Here is a 19,826-nt window from a genome sequence, read left to right on the forward strand (position 1 = left end):
AATTTTTAGCACAAATAAAATACCCCCGATATCCTATTAAGATAACGAGGGTAATTCTAATTATTGCAATTAATTCTTAAACCACACCTTGTGCAAGCATAGCATCGGCAACTTTTACAAATCCGGCAATATTAGCTCCTTTTACATAGTTAACATATCCATCTTCTTCTGCACCGTATTTTTTACACTGGTTATGAATTCCGATCATGATTTCTTTCAATCTCAAGTCTACCTCTTCACTAGTCCAGTTTAAACGAATTGAGTTCTGAGTCATTTCTAATCCTGAAGCAGCAACACCTCCAGCATTTGCAGCTTTTCCTGGCGCGAATAACACTTTACTATCTAGGAAAAGTTTAATAGCATCTAAAGTAGAAGGCATATTGGCAGCTTCTGTAACACATAAAACGCCATTATCTATCAATTTCTTAGCATCATCACCATTTAATTCATTTTGAGTAGCACATGGAATAGCAATATCTACTTTTACTTCCCAAGGGCTTTTTCCTTTGTGGAAAATAGCATTTGGATATTTCTCTAGATATCTCTCTGCTCTATTATCTCCAGTAGCTCTCATTTCAACCATATGTTCGATTTTTTCTCCAGAGATACCTTCTTCATCATAAATATAACCATCAGGTCCAGAAATAGTAACTACTTTACCTCCTAGTTCATTTACTTTTAAAGCAACACCCCAAGCCACATTTCCGAATCCAGAAATAGCAACTCTTTTTCCTTTAATTTCATGACCAATTGTGCGAAGCATTTGATCTGTAAAATAAACTACTCCGTATCCTGTAGCTTCTGGTCTGATTAATGAACCTCCATAAGCCAAACCTTTTCCAGTTAAAACTCCTGTAAATTCATTTCTAATTCTTTTATATTGACCAAATAAGTAACCGATTTCACGTGCACCAACACCAATATCCCCAGCTGGAACGTCAAGATCTGGACCAATATGGCGACATAATTCTGTCATGAATGACTGGCAGAAACGCATAATTTCAGCATCAGATTTTCCTTCTGGGTCAAAATCAGAACCTCCTTTTCCACCTCCCATCGGAAGTGTTGTCAAACTGTTTTTAAATACTTGTTCAAATGCCAAGAATTTTAAAACTGATAAGTTTACTGAGTGATGAAATCTAATTCCTCCTTTGTAAGGTCCAATTGCAGAATTCATTTGAATTCTGAAACCTCTATTTACAATAATTTCGCCTTTATCATCTACCCACGGAACTCTAAATATTATTGATCTTTCTGGTTCAGCGATTCTTAAAAGGATATTCTTTCCGTCATATTTTTTACGCTCAGATATAAACGGAATTACAGTTTCTGCGAATTCTCTAACTGCTTGAAGAAATTCTGGCTCGTTTGGATTTTTTGACTCAACAAGAGCCATAAATTCATTTATTTTTTGTTCCATCTTTAAAATAAATTTTCAGATAATTTAGATTTAATTTTTACTCTTATAAAAAATAAGAAACTACGTTTAAGAAAACGTTTTCGTTTTAACGGACAAAGATATATCAAATAATGATTCGATGTTACATTTTTCACTTTTTTGAAGCGATTTGTGTTTTTTTCAAACATTAGAAAAAAACGCATTTTACATGTAGGTGTTTACATGCAAAACACCTTTTAAAAATTAGTAAATTAAGTATTTTGCTAGTTATTTTTCAATACAGTAATTTAATATTTTGAATCGATTATGTTTTTTATATATTTGCCGAGATTTGTAAGCCCCTAAAAAATGCCTAAGCACCTATTTATCACATTATTTGCCTTATTGGGCATCTCAACTGCTGTATCAGCACAAGGATTAGCCCAAGAGATCGGAATCTATGCAGGACCAGTAACTTTACAGTCCGATTTTGGAGAAAGAAACAACTTTGATAATAATGTCGGAAACACAGGTTTTGGCATTGGAATCATGCACTTTATAAACTTTTCTGCCAATAACAATAGAGAAAACTATTTTACAGAACATTTTAAAGTAAGATCTGATCTGTCTTATAGCAAAACTACTTTAAAACACCATGGCCAATGGGTTGATTACAAACCTAACGGAGTATTTGCAACACAACTAAGAAATATGCATGCAAGTTCTAGTATAGTAAGCTTGGGAGCACAGATGGAATTTTCTCCTTTTATGAAAATCCACGATTTCGAAAATACAGTTGGTAGCTTCAGTCCGTATGGAGCTTTAGGGTTTCAGGTGAGCTACTATTCAGCAAAAGTTGGATCACATTTAGGAGACATTACACTTCCTGCTAATACTCCGGGGAAATACTTAACTCCATCTGACGGACGCGCACATGGATTTTCTACTGAAACGGGTATAGCCTTAGCGGCAACAGCGACGGTAGGTGTACATTATAAACTGACTGAAATGAGTGATTTAATGTTTGAAACTCGTTTTCATATGTACAGCTCAGACTGGATTGACGGATTAAACCCAAATAAAGATATTTACAAAGAAAACAAATCTAACGATTGGCAGGTTTGGTTTAACTTTGGATACATCTACTATTTAGAATTCTAAAAAAATTTAAATCTCAAAATATAAAATCCCAAATTCCAAAGCTATTAAATGGAATTTGGGATTTTTTCATTAGACATTTTATCGTCTTCTTCTTTAAGAAATTTTAAAATAAGAAATCCCAAACTGCCAAAATAAAAATTGGAATTTGGGATTTTCTTATTGTAATTTATATTAAGCTAAAGCTTGCTCTAAATCGGCAATTAAATCTTCTGCATCTTCGATACCAACACTCAATCGAACTAAATCATCAGTAATACCTACTTCTGCTCTTTTATCTGCAGGAATAGAAGCGTGAGTCATTAAAGCTGGGTGATTAGCCAATGATTCAACTCCACCAAGAGATTCTGCTAGAGTAAACACTTTCAATTTTTCTAAAAACGAGATAGAATCTTCTTTCTTCCCAGACTTAAAATCAAAAGAAACCATTCCTCCAAAAGCTTTCATTTGTTTCTTAGCAATTTCGTGAAACGGATGATTCTTTAAACCTGGATAATAAACCGTTTTAATTTTAGGATGTTTGCTCAAATATTCAACCACTTTTTCTCCATTTTCACAATGTCTTTGAACTCTTAAAGCTAAAGTTTTGATTCCTCTTAAAACCAAGAAACTATCCATTGGTCCAAGAGTCGCTCCTGTTGCAAATTGCTGAAAATGCAATTGATCTCCAAGGGCTGCGTCTTTTACAATTAATGCTCCAGCAATAACATCAGAATGCCCTCCTAAATATTTTGTTGCAGAGTGCATTACAATATCTGCTCCTAAATCTAAAGGTTTTTGCAAATAAGGTGTTGCAAAAGTATTGTCAACCGCTAGAAGGATTTTTTTCTCTTGAGTAATTTTTGCTATTTCTTGGATGTCTGCCAATTTCATCAACGGATTTGTTGGTGTTTCTACCCAAATTAACTTCGTGTTTTCGTTAATTAAACTTTTCAGTTTTTCGATATTTGTCATATCAACAAAATGAAATTTAATACCCGAATCTTTATACACACGCGAGAACATTCTGTACGTTCCGCCATATAAATCATCCATCGCAATGATTTCGTCTCCAGCTTTAAAAGATCTTAAAACACAGTCAGTCGCGGCAAGACCAGACGAAAATGCCAATCCTCGAGTTCCGTTTTCAATACTAGCCAAAGCGTCTTCTAAAGCTGTACGTGTAGGGTTTGAAGCTCTACTATATTCGTAATCTGCCAAAGGTTTCCCTGGACTTGTTTGTACAAATGTTGAAGTTTGATACACTGGCGGCATAACAGCGCCTGTGCTTGGATCATGATGCTGTCCTCCGTGAATAACTTTTGTATTGAATTTCATATAGTTATAAATTTTAAATCCTTAATTCTTTTACAAATTTACCGCTTAATTTATTTTATCGCGACACAACTTCTTACCTTTGTAGATAATTAACACTTTTTGATATGAAAAATTCATTATTTATACTCTTTTTGTGTTTGATTTTTACAAGTTGCAAAAAAGAGCTTTCATTTGAAAATGAAACGTTTGAAGAGAAATCTACTATACCATGCGCAAATGACTGCCCAAAAATCACCATAGAAGTTCCAATTGCTAAAAATGTTAAAGTAACATCAGACAGCATTAATAAGAAAGTATTTGCCGTCATTAAAGAGATTGTATTTTTTGAAGACGATTCGGTAAAAGTTGATGGTTACAAATCATTAGCGAAATCTTTTATTGACTCCTATCAAGAAATGCATCAAAAGTTTCCGAACGATACTTTTGGCTGGGAAGCAAAAATTATTGGAAATGTCGAATTTGAATCTGACCAGATTTTAAACCTTAAAATTGACCATTATACTTTTACTGGCGGCGCTCACGGTTATCAAGGTTACCGCTCTTTATTATTCGATAAAAAAACAGGAAAAACCATTTTCAATAATCAGTTATTTAAAAACGAAAACGAGTTTAAAACATTCGCTGAAAAAACATTCAGATCAAAATATAAAATTCCAGAAAAAGCCAATATCAATGCCACAGGTTTAATGTTTGAAAACGACAAATTTCAACTGCCTCAAAACATTTTCTACACATCAGCAGGTTTGCTTTTATATTACAACTCATACGAAGCCGCTTCATATGCAGATGGTCCAAAAGAACTTCTATTTCCATACGAAGAAGTAAAAAAATATTTAAATTTTCAATAAATATTTAAGATTAAATAAATTCAGCATCTACACAATCTTTGTAGATATGCTGGATGTAGACGCACTGCGGTTCGCCTCTACAGAAAACCTTTGTCACTTTGTTTCTCTGAACCTCTGCACCTTTTTATTGAACATCATACTTCATTTTACGTAACACCCTCAAAGCCTCTTTAAAAGAAGAATAAACATTTTTATAAGGCTTTAAAAGCAATTTTGCATCTATTAATTTTTGTCGGGCATCCTCAAAACCATTCAAATGACAAATCATAAAAGTAGAAGGAAGATTTTCCAGATCTTTCATTTCACGATCAGATAATGCAATTTCTTTTTGAAGTTTTCCCAGCAATGCCATATTTGAATTATAAATATGATACAGCATTTTTCGGTTAAACTCCGGCGGCTGAAAAAGCATTTGGCGATCTATTTTATAATAACCATTATCAAAGAAATGAATCGTTTGTTCTTCTAACGGATAATAACTCGTTTTGTCATTTAATCCCAACGGAACATATTCTGTAATGGTAAAAGTATCATCGTTATATTCTATTGTAACAACATCTTGTGCGGAATAAAAAAGTTTAATTTGTTCGTTTATCAATTCGATATCTACACGAGACAAATACGTTTTATCGCGTAATTTTTTCGGAACTCCAGCCCAACAAATCACGAATAATTCTTTAAAAACACGGTATTTTGGCGACATATCTTTATGTCTGAAATTCATAAAATCGATAACACCGTCTAAAGTATATTGAATACTATTTCGAGAGCTGTTTTCTATTCCGATAACCGTTTCTGTATTCTGATTATTTTTTTCAATTTCCTCGTGTTCTTCAAGAGGAATCGAATTACTGCCACGTCTTATGAAGATGCTGTTGGCAAGAATAGTATGAATTCCTTTTTTAAAATAAGAAATTTTACTTTTAGGTTTTATGGTAACCAGACCGATTACTTTGTCTTTTGGAAGATTTGGAAAAGGGACGTTTTCGTATTGAATTTTTGGAGGATTTTCTAAAAATGCGTTGACCAGATTCTGAATTCGGCTGTCATCAAAGAAATCATCGCCGACAATTTCGTTATCTTGGTCTTCTACCCCAACAACGATATAAGAATTGTTATTCGGATTTGAATTAGATAATGCGCAAATGTGCTTTAGAAATTTTCCTTTCCCTTCTCTGGAATGTAGGTTCAATTGCCTTTTCTTATCATAAAAACTGCTTTCGTCATTATGAGCAAGGAGATTTTTTATTAAAAGGCGCTTATTGATCATTATTCCCGATTATTAGACTGACTTAGATTTTTAGACTTCTTAGATTGATTTTCAGATTTCTAATTTAAACTAAAGATCTGATTTTCTAAGAAGTCTAATCATCTAGTTTTAAATATTCTTTTTAACAATCGTCGAAGACGCCTGTGCTGTACTCATCACAACCAAATCTGCAATATTTACATGATAAGGTCTTGAGACCACAAAGTGAATAATATCCGCAATATCTTCAGCCTGCAGCGGATCAAATCCTTTGTAAACATTTGCGGCTCTTTCGACATCTCCTTTAAAACGGACTTCGCTGAATTCTGTTGCTACCATTCCTGGGTGAATGCCTCCAACTCGAATTCCAAACGGATTTAAATCGATTCGCATTCCTGCTGTAATCGCATCAACGGCATGTTTAGAACCACAATATACATTTCCATTTGGGTAAACCTCTTTTGCTGCTGTTGATCCAATATTAATGATATGTCCAGATTGTCTCTCCACCATTTGCGGAATTATCGCTTTTGAAACGTACAAAAGACCTTTGACATTAATATCGATCATGGCATCCCAATCGTCTAAATTTCCATTTTGAATCGGATCTAAACCGTGGGCATTTCCAGCGTTATTAATTAAAACGTCTATTGTAGAAAAATCGTTTGGCAAAGCACCTATTTTTTCTAAAACCTCCTCTTTGTTACGAACATCAAATTCTAAAGAATGTACTTCTGTAAAAGCCGAAAGTTCTTTTTGAAGTTCTTCCAAACGGTCTTTACGTCTTCCGCAAAGAATAACTTTATAATTGTTTTTTGCTAGAATCTGAGCGGTTGCTTTTCCAATTCCGCTTGTAGCGCCAGTAATTAAAACTGTTTTTTTCATTTTTAGGTTATATTTTGGTACGCGGATGACGCGGATTTACTTCGTAAAGACACGGATTATTACGGATTTTTTTTTGTAATAAATAAAATCTGCGTCAATCTGCGTCTTTACGAAGTAAATCCGCGTCATCCGCGTTCTATTTTTGCAAATATTTTAGAGTTCTAGCTGAACACTAAAATTCTGAATACTGAAAAACTAAAAATTAAGGCACATCGTCGCCCATACTTTCAGTCCAGATCGCGAACCAGTCTTCTTTATCCATTTCTAATTCAATAGCTTTTGATAGAGATTGAATTCTAGCAATATTTACTGTTCCTGCAATCGGAATTACTTTTGCCGGATGCTTTAAAATCCATGCTAATAGAAGTGTATCTGCTCCTAAGTGATATTTTTCTAACAAAGTAGAAAACAGTTTTTTCAAACGGCGAGTCTGTTTCGTATCTTCTCTAAAAACAGTTCCAAGCGGATTCCATGATAAAGGACGAATGCCTTGCGTTTGCATGTAATCTAAACTTCCATCAAGCATTGGCTCATAATGCGTTGCAGAAAATTGAACTTGATTGTAACTAACTTCTGTTTTCTGACGAATTAATTCTGTTTGAGAACTTGTAAAATTCGAAAGACCAAAATCAATAATTTTTCCTTCTCCTTTTAATTTCTCCACCGCTTCAGCGATTTCGTCAGCCTGCATTAACGGACTTGGTCTGTGAAGCAGAAAAACATCTACGTAATCTGTTTTTAAATTTTTTAGAGATTTTTCTACAGACTTAATAATATAGTCTTTAGAATAATCGTAATGTTTGATTTTGTTTTCGGGGCGTTTATCAGCAATCATTTGAATACCACACTTGGTAATTAATTGTAATTTTTCGCGTTGAATTTTACTTGCGTGAAAAGCTTTTCCAAAATCAGCTTCGGTCGTATACGAACCGTAAATATCCGCGTGATCAAAAGTCGTAATTTTGTTTTCGATACTCACTTGTATCATGTTTTCCATTTCGCTAGTTGTAAGGTTTTTATCCCAAACTCCCCAATTCATAGTGCCTGAAATTATAGGCGATAAGACTGTTTTGCTCATAATAATTATGCGTTATTTTTGGTAATAATTATGCTTTTATAAAACATAATCATCAAAGTTCTTAAAAATATAAAAATAGATTCACAATTAGTCCTTAAAATTAAGTCATTGGTCGAAGTTTTAACCATTCTTTAACATCTTACTTCTCAAAAAATATTCAATTTGCACTCTCAAAAATTAGGCGTTAAAATCAAGGTTTTAAAAATATTTATATGGAAGAAAATACAACGACTTTAGACATTAGAGCGATAAATGAAAAAATTGAGAGAGAAAGTGCTTTTATAGACCTTCTTACAATGGAAATGAACAAAGTTATTGTGGGTCAGAAACATATGGTCGAGCGTCTATTGATTGGATTATTGGGGCAAGGGCATATTTTATTGGAAGGAGTTCCTGGTCTGGCAAAAACTTTAGCCATCAACACGCTTTCTCAAGCGGTTCAAGGATCTTTCAGCCGTATCCAGTTTACGCCAGATTTATTACCTGCCGATGTTATCGGAACCATGATTTACAATATTAAAGCAAATGAGTTCTCAATTAAAAAAGGACCTATTTTTGCCAATTTCGTACTTGCAGATGAGATTAACCGTGCGCCTGCAAAGGTTCAGTCAGCGTTATTAGAGGCAATGCAGGAAAAACAAGTTACTATTGGTGACACTACATTTAAATTAGATCGTCCGTTTTTAGTATTAGCAACACAAAATCCAGTTGAGCAAGAAGGAACTTATGCACTTCCTGAAGCGCAAGTTGACCGTTTTATGTTGAAAACTGTTATTGATTATCCAAAAATTGATGAAGAGCGTTTTGTAATTCGTCAAAACTTAAAAGGATCTTACGAAAAAGTAAATCCAGTGGTTTCTGTAGATCAGATTCTACGTGCTCAGGAAGCTGTTCGTGAAGTTTATATGGACGAAAAAATCGAAAAATATATTCTTGATATTATTTTCGCTACACGTTACCCAGAAAAATACAAATTAGCCGATTTAAAACCGCTTATCAGTTTTGGAGCTTCTCCTCGTGGAAGTATCAACTTGGCTAATGCTGCTAAATGTTATGCTTTCATCAAACGTCGTGGTTATGTAATTCCAGAAGACGTTCGTGCAGTTGTTCACGATGTATTACGTCACAGAGTTGGAATTACTTACGAAGCAGAAGCAGAAAACATCACTTCTGTAGACATTATCAACAAAATCGTTAACGAGATTGAGGTACCTTAAAAAATTTTAGATTTTAGATTGCAGAATTTAGATTTAAATCTGCAGTCTAAAAAATAATCTAAAATCTAAAATCTAAAATCTGCAATCCGAAAAATGGATACAAAAGAGCTTTTAAAAAAAGTACGGAAAATAGAAATCAAAACCAAAAGACTGAGTAATCATATCTTTTCGGGAGAATACCACTCTTCATTTAAAGGACGAGGAATGACGTTTAGCGAGGTGCGTCAATACCAATACGGAGATGATATTCGTAACATCGATTGGAATGTGACCGCACGCTACAATGAAGCTCACGTTAAAGTATTTGAGGAAGAACGCGAATTGACCATGGTTTTAATGGTTGACATTTCGGGTTCGGAATCTTTTGGTTCTAAAAATCAATTCAAAAAAGACATCGTAACCGAAATTGCGGCAACGATGGCTTTTTCGGCTACACAGAATAATGACAAAATTGGTTTAATCTTATTTTCTGATACTGTAGAATTATATATTCCGCCAAAAAAAGGACGTTCGCACGTACTTCGCATCATTCGGGAATTAATCGAATTTGAACCAAAAAGCCATAAAACAGACATTGCTCAGGCATTAAAATTCTTATCTGGAACCCAAAAAAAGAAAGCCATTATTTTTATGATCTCCGATTTTATGTCTGATTCGTATGAACATACTTTAAAAATTGCTTCAAAGAAACACGACATTACAGGTGTTCGAGTTTACGATATTCGTGAAGAAAGAATTCCAAATTTAGGAATGGTAAACATGCTGGATGCCGAAACTGGAAAGATACAGTTGGTTGATACAAGTTCGAAAGCAGTTCGTTTGAATTACGAGAAGCACTATCAGGAAAAACTAAATTATTTTAAAGATACCTTCCGTAAATCTGGAGCAGGAATTGTAAATACCAGAGTAGACGAAAATTACGTTACTAAATTATTAGGCTATTTCAAATCGAGATAAGTATTTTTGATTTTTGATTAACGATTTTTGATTTATGATGTGTGTGATTTGAGATTAAAGGGAGTATTTAAGAAATGACCAAACAAGAATTAGAAAATAGATTGATTGATTTTGCAGCAACAATTATAATTATAGCAAGTAAGTTTGAGAAAAATTATGCAGGAAATCATTTGTCAGGACAAATAATCCGATCGGGAACATCGCCAGCGCTAAATTACGGTGAAGCGCAAAGTGCAGAGAGCAAAAAAGATTTTATTCATAAAATGGGGATTTGTCTGAAAGAATTAAGAGAAACATTTGTTTGTTTGAAAATCATAGAAAAAGCAAATTTATCAACAGACAGAGAAAGTTTAATGCAAGTAAAAATGGAAGCAAATCAATTAATTTCCATTTTTGTATCCAGCATTAAAACATCAAAAAATAATTCATAAAAATTAAAGATTACTATTTTAGAAAACAATTGACAATCCTTGGAAAAATCAAAAATCAAAAATCGTTAATCTTCAATCACTAATCAAATGAAATTTAAACTTTATATATTTTTATTGCTTTTTTCTACTATGATTTTTGCACAGCAGAAACCAATAGAAACGAGTATTGATACCACCAAAAATAAGATTGGTGCTGAGTTCAAACTGACGCTTAAAACGGTTGTGACTTCAACATCAAAAGTTGAATTTCCTAAACTTAAAAATATCGGTCCGTTAGAAGTTATCCAGTCTTATCCGATTGATACGGTTAAGAAAGATGCCACTAATTACGAACTTATAAAAAAATATGGTTTAACGCAGTTTGATTCTGGCCGTTACACGATTCCGAGCATCAAAATTTTAATTGATAAAAAACCTTTTTACTCTGATTCTATTAAAGTTGAAGTTGCTGCAGTAAAAGTTGACACTTTACAGCAGAAAATGTATGATATTAAAGACATTTCTTCTGTTGATGAGGGAATAGGAAATTGGTGGATTTACACTTTAATAGTTCTAGCCATTTTAGGAATTGGCGCTTTCGTTTACTGGTATGTTAAAAAACGCCAGTTGAAAAAAATCGAAGAAGAAGTTTATAAAACTCCTATCGAAAAAGCGACTAGTTTATTAAACAACCTAGAACAAAAAGAACTGGTTCAAAAAGGAGAAATTAAAGAATACTATAGCGAACTAACAGATATTGCTAGAAATTATATCGAAGAAGCGATTCATATTCCAGCAATGGAAAGCACAACTTCTGAGTTAATTGCTGCGATTAGAGAAGCTTCGACCAAAAAGAAAATGACCCTTACGCCAGAAACGGTTGAAAATTTAGAGCGCGTTTTACGTCAGGCCGATTTGGTAAAATTTGCCAAATCTAAACCGCTTGATTTTGAAATTACTGATGATAGAAATAAGATACAAAAAGTAATTTTAACCCTTGATAATGCAATTCCAACTGAAGTTCCAGAAGAAATTGAAGATCAGCTATTAAACGAAGCGCAAAGACAAAAACAAATTAAGGAACAACTTCGCAAAAAACGTAATGCCAGAATTGGTTACGCTGTTGCAGCTATCATACTATTATTGTTTGCCACAACGACTTTCTTTATTGTAACCAAAGGATTCAATTATGTGAAAGACAATATAATTGGCCATCCTTCTAAAGAATTATTAGAGGGCGAATGGGTAAAAAGTGCTTATGGAAGTCCAGCTGTTCTTATTGAAACGCCAAAGGTTTTAAAAAGAATGGACGCACAAAAAGCACTTCCAAAAGAAGCGATGGCACTTATCAAAGAAATGCAGCTTTTTGCATACGGAAGTATGATTGATAATTTTTACGTAACGGTTTCAACATCTAAATTCAAACAGCCAACAGATATTGATTTAAGTAAAACGCTTGAAGGTACTTTAAAAATTATTGAGGCTCAAGGCGGACAAAATATTATAGTAAAACAAGAAGATTTTCAAACTAATGAAGGTATTCAGGGAGTAAAAGGTTACGGAACAATGACGGTTTTGAATCCAGCAACCAAAACGAGTACAAAAGCATATTATGAATTGTTACTTTTCAAACAAGATCAAGGTTTACAGCAAATCCTTATTTTGCACGAAGAAGGCGATACCTATGCAAATGAAATCACGACCCGAATATTAAATTCTGTTGAACTTCAAAGAGCAAACAACTAATGAGCAAGATCACTTTTTTAAATCCAGAATTTCTTTGGTTGTTCCTATTGATTCCGATTACGATAATTTGGTTTTTCTGGAAACGCAATCAGCAGTCGGCTACCTTAAAAATGAGTTCTACAGCAGGTTTTCAAAACAGCGAATCGTTTTTGACAAAATTCAAACCTGCTCTATACGTTTTCAGAATTCTTGCTTTATGTTCATTGATTATAGCATTGGCTCGACCAAGAACAGTAGACATTAGTAATCAGACTAAAACAACAAAAGGAATTGATATTGTAATGGCAATTGACGTTTCTGGATCTATGCTGGCAAAAGATTTAAAGCCAAATCGTATGGAAGCTTTAAAACGAGTTGCAGCCGATTTCGTTGAAGAAAGACCAAACGACAGAATCGGATTGGTTTTATATGCTTCTGAAGCTTACACCAAAACTCCTGTTACCAGCGATAAAGCTATTATTCTTGAAGCCATAAAAGGCATTAAATACGATACGGTTTTACAAGACGGAACCGGAATTGGAATGGGATTGGCAACTGCTGTAAATCGTTTGAAAGATAGCAAAGCAAAAAGTCGCATTATTATCCTTCTTACTGACGGTGTAAACAACGCTGGTTTTATCGAACCAGAAACAGCGTCAGATATTGCGAAACAGTACGGAATTAAAGTTTACACGATTGGTCTTGGAACAAACGGAATGGCAGAATCTCCATACGCATATGCTCCAAATGGCGGTTTCTTATTTAAAATGCAGAAAGTCGAAATCGATGAAAAGCTAATGAGAAACATCGCTAGAAAAACAGATGGAACGTATTTTAGAGCAACAAGTAACGACAAATTAGCAGAAATATACAACTCGATCAATAAACTGGAAACTACAGAAATTCAGGAACTGAAATTCTACGATTACGACGAAAAATACAGGTTTTTTGTCTTATTTGCAGGTTTAATGTTATTGCTTGAAGTTGGATTAAGAAATACGGTTTACAGAAGCTTCATTTAATTTTAGATTAAAAAAAAAATCTAAAATCTAAATTCAGAAATCTAAAATTTAAAATGGAATTAGACGAAAAAAAATATTTATATCTCTTATTACTTATCCCAATTGTGGTATGTATTTTTCTTTTCAATATGTATTGGAAAAGAAGAACGCAACGTGAATTTGGTGATTTGGAAATGGTAAAAAGATTGAGCCCTGAGAAATCGGTTTTTAAACCTGTTTTAAAAATTGTTGTAATTCTTTTGGCACTTACTTGTTTGATTATTGGCTTGGTAAATCCGAAAATCGGAACCAAAATGGAAACCGTAAAACGAGAAGGTATCGATATTGTTTTTGCCGTTGATGTTTCTAAAAGTATGCTTGCAGAAGACGTTGTTCCTAGCCGTTTGGACAAAAGTAAACAGTTGGTTTCTCAAATCATTAACAATTTAGGAAGCGATAGAATCGGAATTGTAGCATACGCAGGAAGTGCTTTCCCTGTTTTACCAATCACATCAGATTACAGCGTTGCAAAAATGTTTTTACAGAGTATGAATCCAGGAATGGTTTCATCTCAAGGAACATCTTTGGATGAAGCGATTAAATTGTCTTCTACTTATTTTGATGAAAAGAGTAAAACCAGTAAATTATTAATTCTGATTTCTGACGGTGAAGATCATTCTGAAGGTGCGACTGCTGCGGCAGAAGAAGCCAATAAGTTAGGAATGAAAATCATCACAATTGGTGTTGGAACAGAAAGAGGAGGAACAATTCCTTTAAAAGAAAATGGCGTTGTAAGAGGGTATCAAAAAGATCAAAACGGAGAAACAGTTATTACCAAATTAAATCAAGAAGGTTTAAAAACAATTGCAAAAGCAACAAAAGGTGGTTATGTTTACGGCGGAAGCACGAAAGAAGTTTTAGAATATGTAAAAAATGCTTTGAACAATATTCAGAAAACAGAATTTGAAGCTACACAAATGGCAGAATTTCAATCGCAGTTCCAATGGTTTATCGGATTTGCATTTTTACTGCTTTTCCTAGACATTTTCTTGTTAGAAAGAAAAACAAGCTGGATCAAAGAGTTGGATTTATTTAATGAAAAGAAATAAATGTTCAGAGTGAAATTCAGAACAGAAAACAAAATTAGAATGAAAAATTTACTCCTTTATATTTTACTAACGGTTTCTTTTGCAGTTGCTGCACAAGAAAAGGACAAATCATTGCCTGCTGGTAATGAAGAATATAAACAGAATAAATTTACTGATGCTGAGGCAAACTATAGAATTTCGGAATCAAAATTTCCTAAAAAATCAGCGGCACCCTATAATTTAGGAAATACCATTTATAGGCAAAATCAGATTTCAGAAGCTAAATTTGCTTACGCGAAAGCGATAAAAAATGCCAAAACGAGACCTGAAAAGCACAAGGCTTATCATAATCTTGGAAATACTTTCATGAAAGAAAAAGATTACTCTCAAGCCGTTGAAGCTTACAAACAAGCACTTCGTAATGACCCGACTGATGAGGAAACACGTTACAATTATGCTTACGCAAAACAAAAACTAAAAGAGAATCCTCCTAAAAACGATCAAAAAGATAAAAACAAGGACAAAGACAAGGATAAGGATAAAAATAAAGACAAAAACAAGGACAACAATAAAGATAAAGACAAGGATAAAAAAGACGATAAAGGCGACCAGGACAAAGACAAAAAAGACGGTAAAAACGATCCTAAGAAAGATGACAAATCTGATAATCAAGGAGAGCCAAAACCGCAGCCTGGAGGAATATCAAAAGAACGTGTCCAGAATTTGCTTGACGCTGTAAATAATGAGGAAAAGAAAATTCAGGACAAAGTAAATGCTCAAAAAGTAAAAACTAATCCTAAGAAAACAGAAAAAGACTGGTAAAATTTGGTTAATCGTTTAACCGTTAATTTGTTTATTTAATCCAAACAATACGATTAAACAAAATAACGTTTAAACGATTAAGCATTAAAAACAACGATTAAACAAGTAATGAAAAGATATTTAATTCTATTTCTACTCACTTTTCAAGGACTTATGGCTCAAGTACAATTTGAAGCCAGAGTCAGCAAAAACTCGCTTGGAATAAACGAAAGACTTCGTATAGATTTCATCATGAATGTTGACGGAGATAACTTCGAGCAACCTTCTTTTGATGGGTTTAAAATGGTTGCAGGACCAAGCCAACAGATTAGTCAGTCTTGGATAAATGGGCGAAGCTCTTTTCAGAAAATATATTCTTACATCTTGCAACCTGAGAGAAAAGGAGTTGTCACAATTAAGCAGGCAGCAATAGAATTCAATGGTCAGGTTTACAAAACAAATCCGATTAAGGTTACGGTGACCAATGCCGTGGCTCAAGAAAGAGATCCAAACGACAGACCTCCAGGATCTGGAAATGAATTATTGACTCTTGTTGCCGAAATTTCAAAAACAAATCCGTATCTAAACGAGCCAATAACAGCTGTTTACAAATTGTATTTCAATAATATTGGAGTTACAGGATTTAAAGAATTGGCAAAACCTAAATACAATGATTTCTGGAACCAGAACATTGATATCAAACAATTGGCAATTGAAGAAGGAAATTTCCAAGGCCAAAAATGTTATTATGTTATCCTGAAAAAAACCATTTTATATCCTCAAAAATCAGGAAAACTTACTATTGAACCTCTTTCACTGGATATTGGCGTGCAATTGCCAACAAATCGTCGTGATATGTTTGGTCAAATGATTATTACAGAAGACAATAAAATAGTTTCTGCTGGAGCAAAAACAATCAATGTAAGACCTCTTCCAGAAAGCACAAAACCAGAAGGATTTACTGGAGCAGTCGGAAGATTGAATTTTACCGTTACTCCATCCAAAACAACACTTAAAAATGGTGAAGGTCTTGACTTAATCGTAAGTGCACAAGGAACTGGAAATATGAAGTTGTTTACGCTTCCAAAACCAGTTGTTCCAAATGCATTAGAAATGTACGATCCTGTTCACGACGAACAAGTAACGACTTCTCTAAGTGGCATGTCTGGAAGAATCACAGACAAATATACTATTGTACCACAATACCGAGGAAAATATGCGATAAAACCAATGCAGTTCTCTTATTTCGATTTGAGTTCTGGTACTTATAAAACCATCACTTCAAAAGAAATTATGATTGATGTTTTGGACGGGCCAACACCTGCTGAAGCAAATCCAGGAGCATCGGCTTCTAAAAATGCTGTGGCAAAAGCAGATCAATTCAAAAATATTAAACCTAGAACAGCATTAATTCCTATTGAGAAAAAAGATTTTTACGACTCAAACTTATATTTAGGATTATTGTTTGCTCCATTTATCATTATTCCGATAATCATTTTAGCTAGAAAGAAAAAAGAAGCTATGGATAGTGATGTTACTGGAAATAGAATTAGAATGAACAATAAGCTGGCGAAGAAATATTTATCGCAAGCGAAGAAACATCTTAACAACAAAGAGCCTTTCTATATTGCACTTGAAAAAGCTATGCATAATTTCTTGAAAGCAAAACTGCATATCGAAACTTCAGAAATGAGTAAAGACAATATTAGAGAATTGCTGTTATCTAGAAATGCAAATCCAGAAACGGTTCAGAATTTTATTGCTCTAACTGAAAACTGCGAATTTGCACGTTATGCACCAGCATCAAGCGCTTCAATTCAACAGGATTATGATAAGGCTGTATTGATTATTTCTGAACTAGAAAAACAGATTGTTTAATTTTTTTTACGCAATCGCCGATAGCTATCGGGAGCTAAGAAAATTGATTTAGATTGAGTCGAATTTAAGTTCGCAAAGTTGATAATCTTTATTATAATAGAAAATGAAAAACATACTATATCTCTTTTTATTCATCTCGCAGGTTTTCTTTGCGCAAGGTCGCTTTGAATCGGCTAATGCATTGTACCAAAAAGGACAGTACAAAGAAGCGGCGCAGGTTTATGAAAACATCATTAAAGAAGATAAATTACATTCTGCTGAAGTGTATTTTAATCTTGGAAACTGTTATTACAAACTAAATCAGGTTGCGCCTTCGATTTACAATTATGAAAAGGCTTTGGTTTTGAAACCAAACGATCCTGAGACTTTAAACAACTTAAAATTTGCTAAAAAACTAACGATTGACGAAATCAAAGAAGTGCCAAAAGTAGGTTTTGCCAAACTGATTCAGAACTTTACTTCTATTTTTGACTATAATACTTGGGCCAAAATTTCTGTTGTGCTTGGTTTTGTATTTTTGTTGAGTTTTATTGGGTATTATTTTTCGAATGCTACACTTGCAAAAAGAATTTATTTTGTCGGAATGTTTATCATTTTGGTGGCTTTTGCTTTAAGCATTTCAGCAGGAATGTCTGAAAAAAATCATTTTGAAAACGATCGTGTTGCCATTGTTTTTTCTGAATTAAGCCAAGTTAGACATGAACCTAAAAAATCTTCGAATGGAATTATTTTATTGCATGAAGGAGCAAAAGTATATGTTTTGGAAAGTATTGCAGGCTGGAAAAAAATCGAATTAACAGATGGAACTCAAGGATGGATAGATTCTTCAACGATTAAAGAAGTGAAATAAAGTCTTAAAAATATTCAAATAAAAAATTCCAAATTCCAATTTTAAGTTGGAGTTTGGAATTTTTATTTTTTGGAATTTGAAATTAATTTACTGCATCAACCAATCGTACAAATTCAGATCTGTAACCTTCTTCGTCGTTTGACAAACCCGATTTTGCTAATCTTTTGATATCAGAACTTGAACTGTTTGCTATATATTTTGATTCACGTAATTTTAATCCGAACCAAGAAACTGCAGTCGTGAATTTGAAATCTTGAGAACTGTTTTCTAAGTCCGTTTTCTTGTCTGCAATTACATTTACAATTTCAATACTTTTGTTGCCATCAGGTTTTTTATACCTAAATTTTACTGTGGCTAATTCATCACTATGATTTCCAGCTACTTTCTCTGTTTTAGTATATTTTAAATCTGAAGGAACATAATCACTTTCTACGCCAGTTGGAACAATCTCATACAAAGCCGTAACCGAGTGCCCGCTGCCTAATTCACCTGCATCAATTTTATCATTTTTAAAATCTTCAGCATTTAATTTGCGGTTTTCATAACCAATCAATCGATACGCTTGAACGTGATTCGGATTAAACTCTATTTGGATTTTTACATCTTTTGCGATAGCAAACATAGAACCTTTAAATTCTTTTCCAAGAAAACGATTTGCCTCTTGAATGTTATCAATGTAAGCGTAATTTCCGTTTCCTTTATCGGCAAGAATTTCCATTTTACTGTCTTTGTAATTTCCCATTCCAAATCCAAGAACGGTTAAGAAAACTCCAGATTCTCTTTTTTGTTCAATCAATTTCAGCATATCATCATCTGATGAAGCACCAACATTAAAATCACCATCAGTAGCGATCACAACTCTATTATTGCCCTCTTTGATAAAATTTTGCTGTGCCAATTTGTACGCTAATTCGATTCCTTCTCCGCCTGCCGTACTTCCGCCTGCATGTAAATCATCAAAAGCATCCATAATTTCATCTTTATTATCTCCAGAGGTTGGCGCTAAAACCACTCCCGCAGATCCCGCATAAACCACAATCGAAACTTTATCAATGCTTCGAAGTTCTTTTACTAAAACTTTCATTGATTCTTTCAGCAACGGTAATTTATTCTGCTCATCCATCGAACCCGAAACATCAACTAAAAAAACCAAATTAGTAGCCGGCAGATTCGCCATAGGAATGTCTTTTCCCTGCAAACCGATCTTTAGCAATCGGCTGCTTTTATTCCAAGGACAATCACTGTATTCTGTGTTAATAGAAAACGGATGCTGACCATCTGGCTGTGGATATTTGTATTTAAAGAAATTAATCATTTCTTCGACACGAACGGCATCTTTTGGAACTTTCTGGCCTTCGTTTATAAATCTGCGAATATTGGTATAAGATGCATTATCAACATCTATAGAAAAAGTAGAAAGCGGTTCTTTAAGCGGAGATTCAAACGGATTTTCTTCTAATTCTGCGTAGCTTTCTGTATTGGTTTCAGGAATATAATTTTCCTCTTCCATTAAATCTGTAGTTACTGCAACTGCAGTAGAATCAACAATTTCCCCTGTAGCGTAATCAGCTTTCTTACAGCCGAAAATAGTAAGTACAAGTAATGCCATCATAAAGAAATTAAGATTTCTCATAAAGTAAATTTTTAAAAATTAATAAAAGGTTATAGGCTTCAAATAAGGACTAGCATTCCGGATGTACTAGAGGCGATTATTTGCATTTTTTCGAGTAAGCAAAATCGTGCCAAAAAAATTAAAAATCTTTTTCTTACGTGAAAACAAAATGAGAAACCTTGATTTTAAAGGTATCTTGCGTAGAATATTTTTTGTGATGCGAATATTTTTTTGCCACAGATTAAAATGATTAAATAGATTAATCTTTTTAAATCCTCTAATCTGTTGCATTATTTTTTTTTACACATAGATTGTAGAGACGCACCGCAGTGCGTCTACACCCAGCATGTCGAAAACAAAAAGTGAAAATTATT

17 protein-coding genes are annotated in these 19,826 nt (G+C 33.7%); 11 read left to right on the plus strand and 6 right to left on the minus strand.

Translation table 11 applies throughout. The features are described from left to right. Positions 1–76: 76 nt before the first annotated feature. Entirely contained in the window at positions 77–1,420 is a 1,344-nt protein-coding gene (gdhA, locus tag M0M44_RS03800; RefSeq protein WP_095928401.1) for an NADP-specific glutamate dehydrogenase, read from the minus strand. Positions 1,421–1,747: 327 nt separating this feature from the next. On the opposite strand from gdhA, the gene M0M44_RS03805 reads away from it, so the two are divergent. After that, positions 1,748–2,539 (plus strand): THC0290_0291 family protein, encoded by a 792-nt coding sequence (locus M0M44_RS03805; protein WP_248728568.1) that lies wholly within the window; start codon positions 1,748–1,750, stop codon positions 2,537–2,539. A 171-nt stretch (positions 2,540–2,710) separates the two neighbouring features. Here M0M44_RS03805 and M0M44_RS03810 read toward each other — a convergent pair whose 3' ends face one another. Next, entirely contained in the window at positions 2,711–3,853 is a 1,143-nt protein-coding gene (locus M0M44_RS03810) for a cystathionine gamma-synthase (protein WP_248728569.1), read from the minus strand. A 104-nt stretch (positions 3,854–3,957) separates the two neighbouring features. On the opposite strand from M0M44_RS03810, the gene M0M44_RS03815 reads away from it, so the two are divergent. Continuing rightward, the gene (locus tag M0M44_RS03815) at positions 3,958–4,701 is read left to right on the plus strand and encodes a DUF3298 and DUF4163 domain-containing protein (protein WP_248728570.1); all 744 of its coding nucleotides are present in this window, start codon (positions 3,958–3,960) and stop codon (positions 4,699–4,701) included. 124 nt (positions 4,702–4,825) lie between these two features. Here the strand turns inward: M0M44_RS03815 and M0M44_RS03820 are convergent, their stop codons facing one another. The 3 genes from M0M44_RS03820 to M0M44_RS03830 all read right to left on the minus strand — a co-directional run bounded on the left by M0M44_RS03820 (position 4,826) and on the right by M0M44_RS03830 (position 7,913). Beyond that, positions 4,826–5,971 (minus strand): ATP-binding protein, encoded by a 1,146-nt coding sequence (locus tag M0M44_RS03820; RefSeq protein ID WP_248728571.1) that lies wholly within the window; start codon positions 5,969–5,971, stop codon positions 4,826–4,828. A gap of 108 nt (positions 5,972–6,079) precedes the next feature. Further along, on the minus strand, positions 6,080–6,835 hold the full coding sequence (locus M0M44_RS03825) for an SDR family NAD(P)-dependent oxidoreductase (RefSeq protein WP_248728572.1): 756 nt from the start codon (positions 6,833–6,835) through the stop codon (positions 6,080–6,082). 202 nt (positions 6,836–7,037) lie between these two features. Further along, positions 7,038–7,913, minus strand: a complete 876-nt coding sequence (locus M0M44_RS03830) for an aldo/keto reductase (RefSeq protein WP_248728573.1) — start codon at positions 7,911–7,913, stop codon at positions 7,038–7,040. 212 nt (positions 7,914–8,125) lie between these two features. Here M0M44_RS03830 and M0M44_RS03835 point away from each other — a divergent pair, with 212 nt between their 5' ends. The 9 genes from M0M44_RS03835 (at position 8,126) to M0M44_RS03875 (ending at position 17,840) form a co-directional block, all read left to right on the plus strand. Further along, the gene (locus tag M0M44_RS03835) at positions 8,126–9,130 is read left to right on the plus strand and encodes an AAA family ATPase (RefSeq protein WP_177211766.1); all 1,005 of its coding nucleotides are present in this window, start codon (positions 8,126–8,128) and stop codon (positions 9,128–9,130) included. A 93-nt stretch (positions 9,131–9,223) separates the two neighbouring features. Beyond that, positions 9,224–10,087: a DUF58 domain-containing protein gene (locus M0M44_RS03840; protein ID WP_248728574.1), complete on the plus strand. Its 864-nt coding sequence runs from the start codon at positions 9,224–9,226 to the stop codon at positions 10,085–10,087. A 74-nt stretch (positions 10,088–10,161) separates the two neighbouring features. Next, a complete protein-coding gene (locus M0M44_RS03845; RefSeq protein WP_248728575.1) occupies positions 10,162–10,518 on the plus strand; it encodes a four helix bundle protein in 357 nt (118 codons plus the stop codon). An 87-nt stretch (positions 10,519–10,605) separates the two neighbouring features. Beyond that, entirely contained in the window at positions 10,606–12,243 is a 1,638-nt protein-coding gene (locus M0M44_RS03850; protein WP_248728576.1) for a phenylalanine--tRNA ligase subunit alpha, read from the plus strand. Further along, positions 12,243–13,244, plus strand: coding sequence for a vWA domain-containing protein (locus M0M44_RS03855; protein WP_248728577.1), 1,002 nt, complete (start codon positions 12,243–12,245; stop codon positions 13,242–13,244). Before M0M44_RS03850 ends, M0M44_RS03855 begins: the two co-directional genes overlap by 1 nt. Before the next feature lie 53 nt (positions 13,245–13,297). Continuing rightward, positions 13,298–14,332 (plus strand): vWA domain-containing protein, encoded by a 1,035-nt coding sequence (locus tag M0M44_RS03860; RefSeq protein WP_248728578.1) that lies wholly within the window; start codon positions 13,298–13,300, stop codon positions 14,330–14,332. 39 nt (positions 14,333–14,371) lie between these two features. Continuing rightward, the gene (locus M0M44_RS03865) at positions 14,372–15,133 is read left to right on the plus strand and encodes a tetratricopeptide repeat protein (protein ID WP_248728579.1); all 762 of its coding nucleotides are present in this window, start codon (positions 14,372–14,374) and stop codon (positions 15,131–15,133) included. 108 nt (positions 15,134–15,241) lie between these two features. Then, entirely contained in the window at positions 15,242–16,990 is a 1,749-nt protein-coding gene (locus M0M44_RS03870) for a BatD family protein (protein WP_248728580.1), read from the plus strand. A 103-nt stretch (positions 16,991–17,093) separates the two neighbouring features. Beyond that, the gene (locus tag M0M44_RS03875; protein ID WP_248728581.1) at positions 17,094–17,840 is read left to right on the plus strand and encodes a tetratricopeptide repeat protein; all 747 of its coding nucleotides are present in this window, start codon (positions 17,094–17,096) and stop codon (positions 17,838–17,840) included. An 82-nt stretch (positions 17,841–17,922) separates the two neighbouring features. Here the strand turns inward: M0M44_RS03875 and M0M44_RS03880 are convergent, their stop codons facing one another. Continuing rightward, positions 17,923–19,473: a vWA domain-containing protein gene (locus M0M44_RS03880; RefSeq protein ID WP_338030079.1), complete on the minus strand. Its 1,551-nt coding sequence runs from the start codon at positions 19,471–19,473 to the stop codon at positions 17,923–17,925. Positions 19,474–19,826: the final 353 nt, after the last annotated feature.

Origin of the sequence: Flavobacterium humidisoli (assembly GCF_023272795.1) — a bacterium.
In the GTDB taxonomy this organism is placed as follows: Bacteria; Bacteroidota; Bacteroidia; order Flavobacteriales; family Flavobacteriaceae; genus Flavobacterium; species Flavobacterium humidisoli.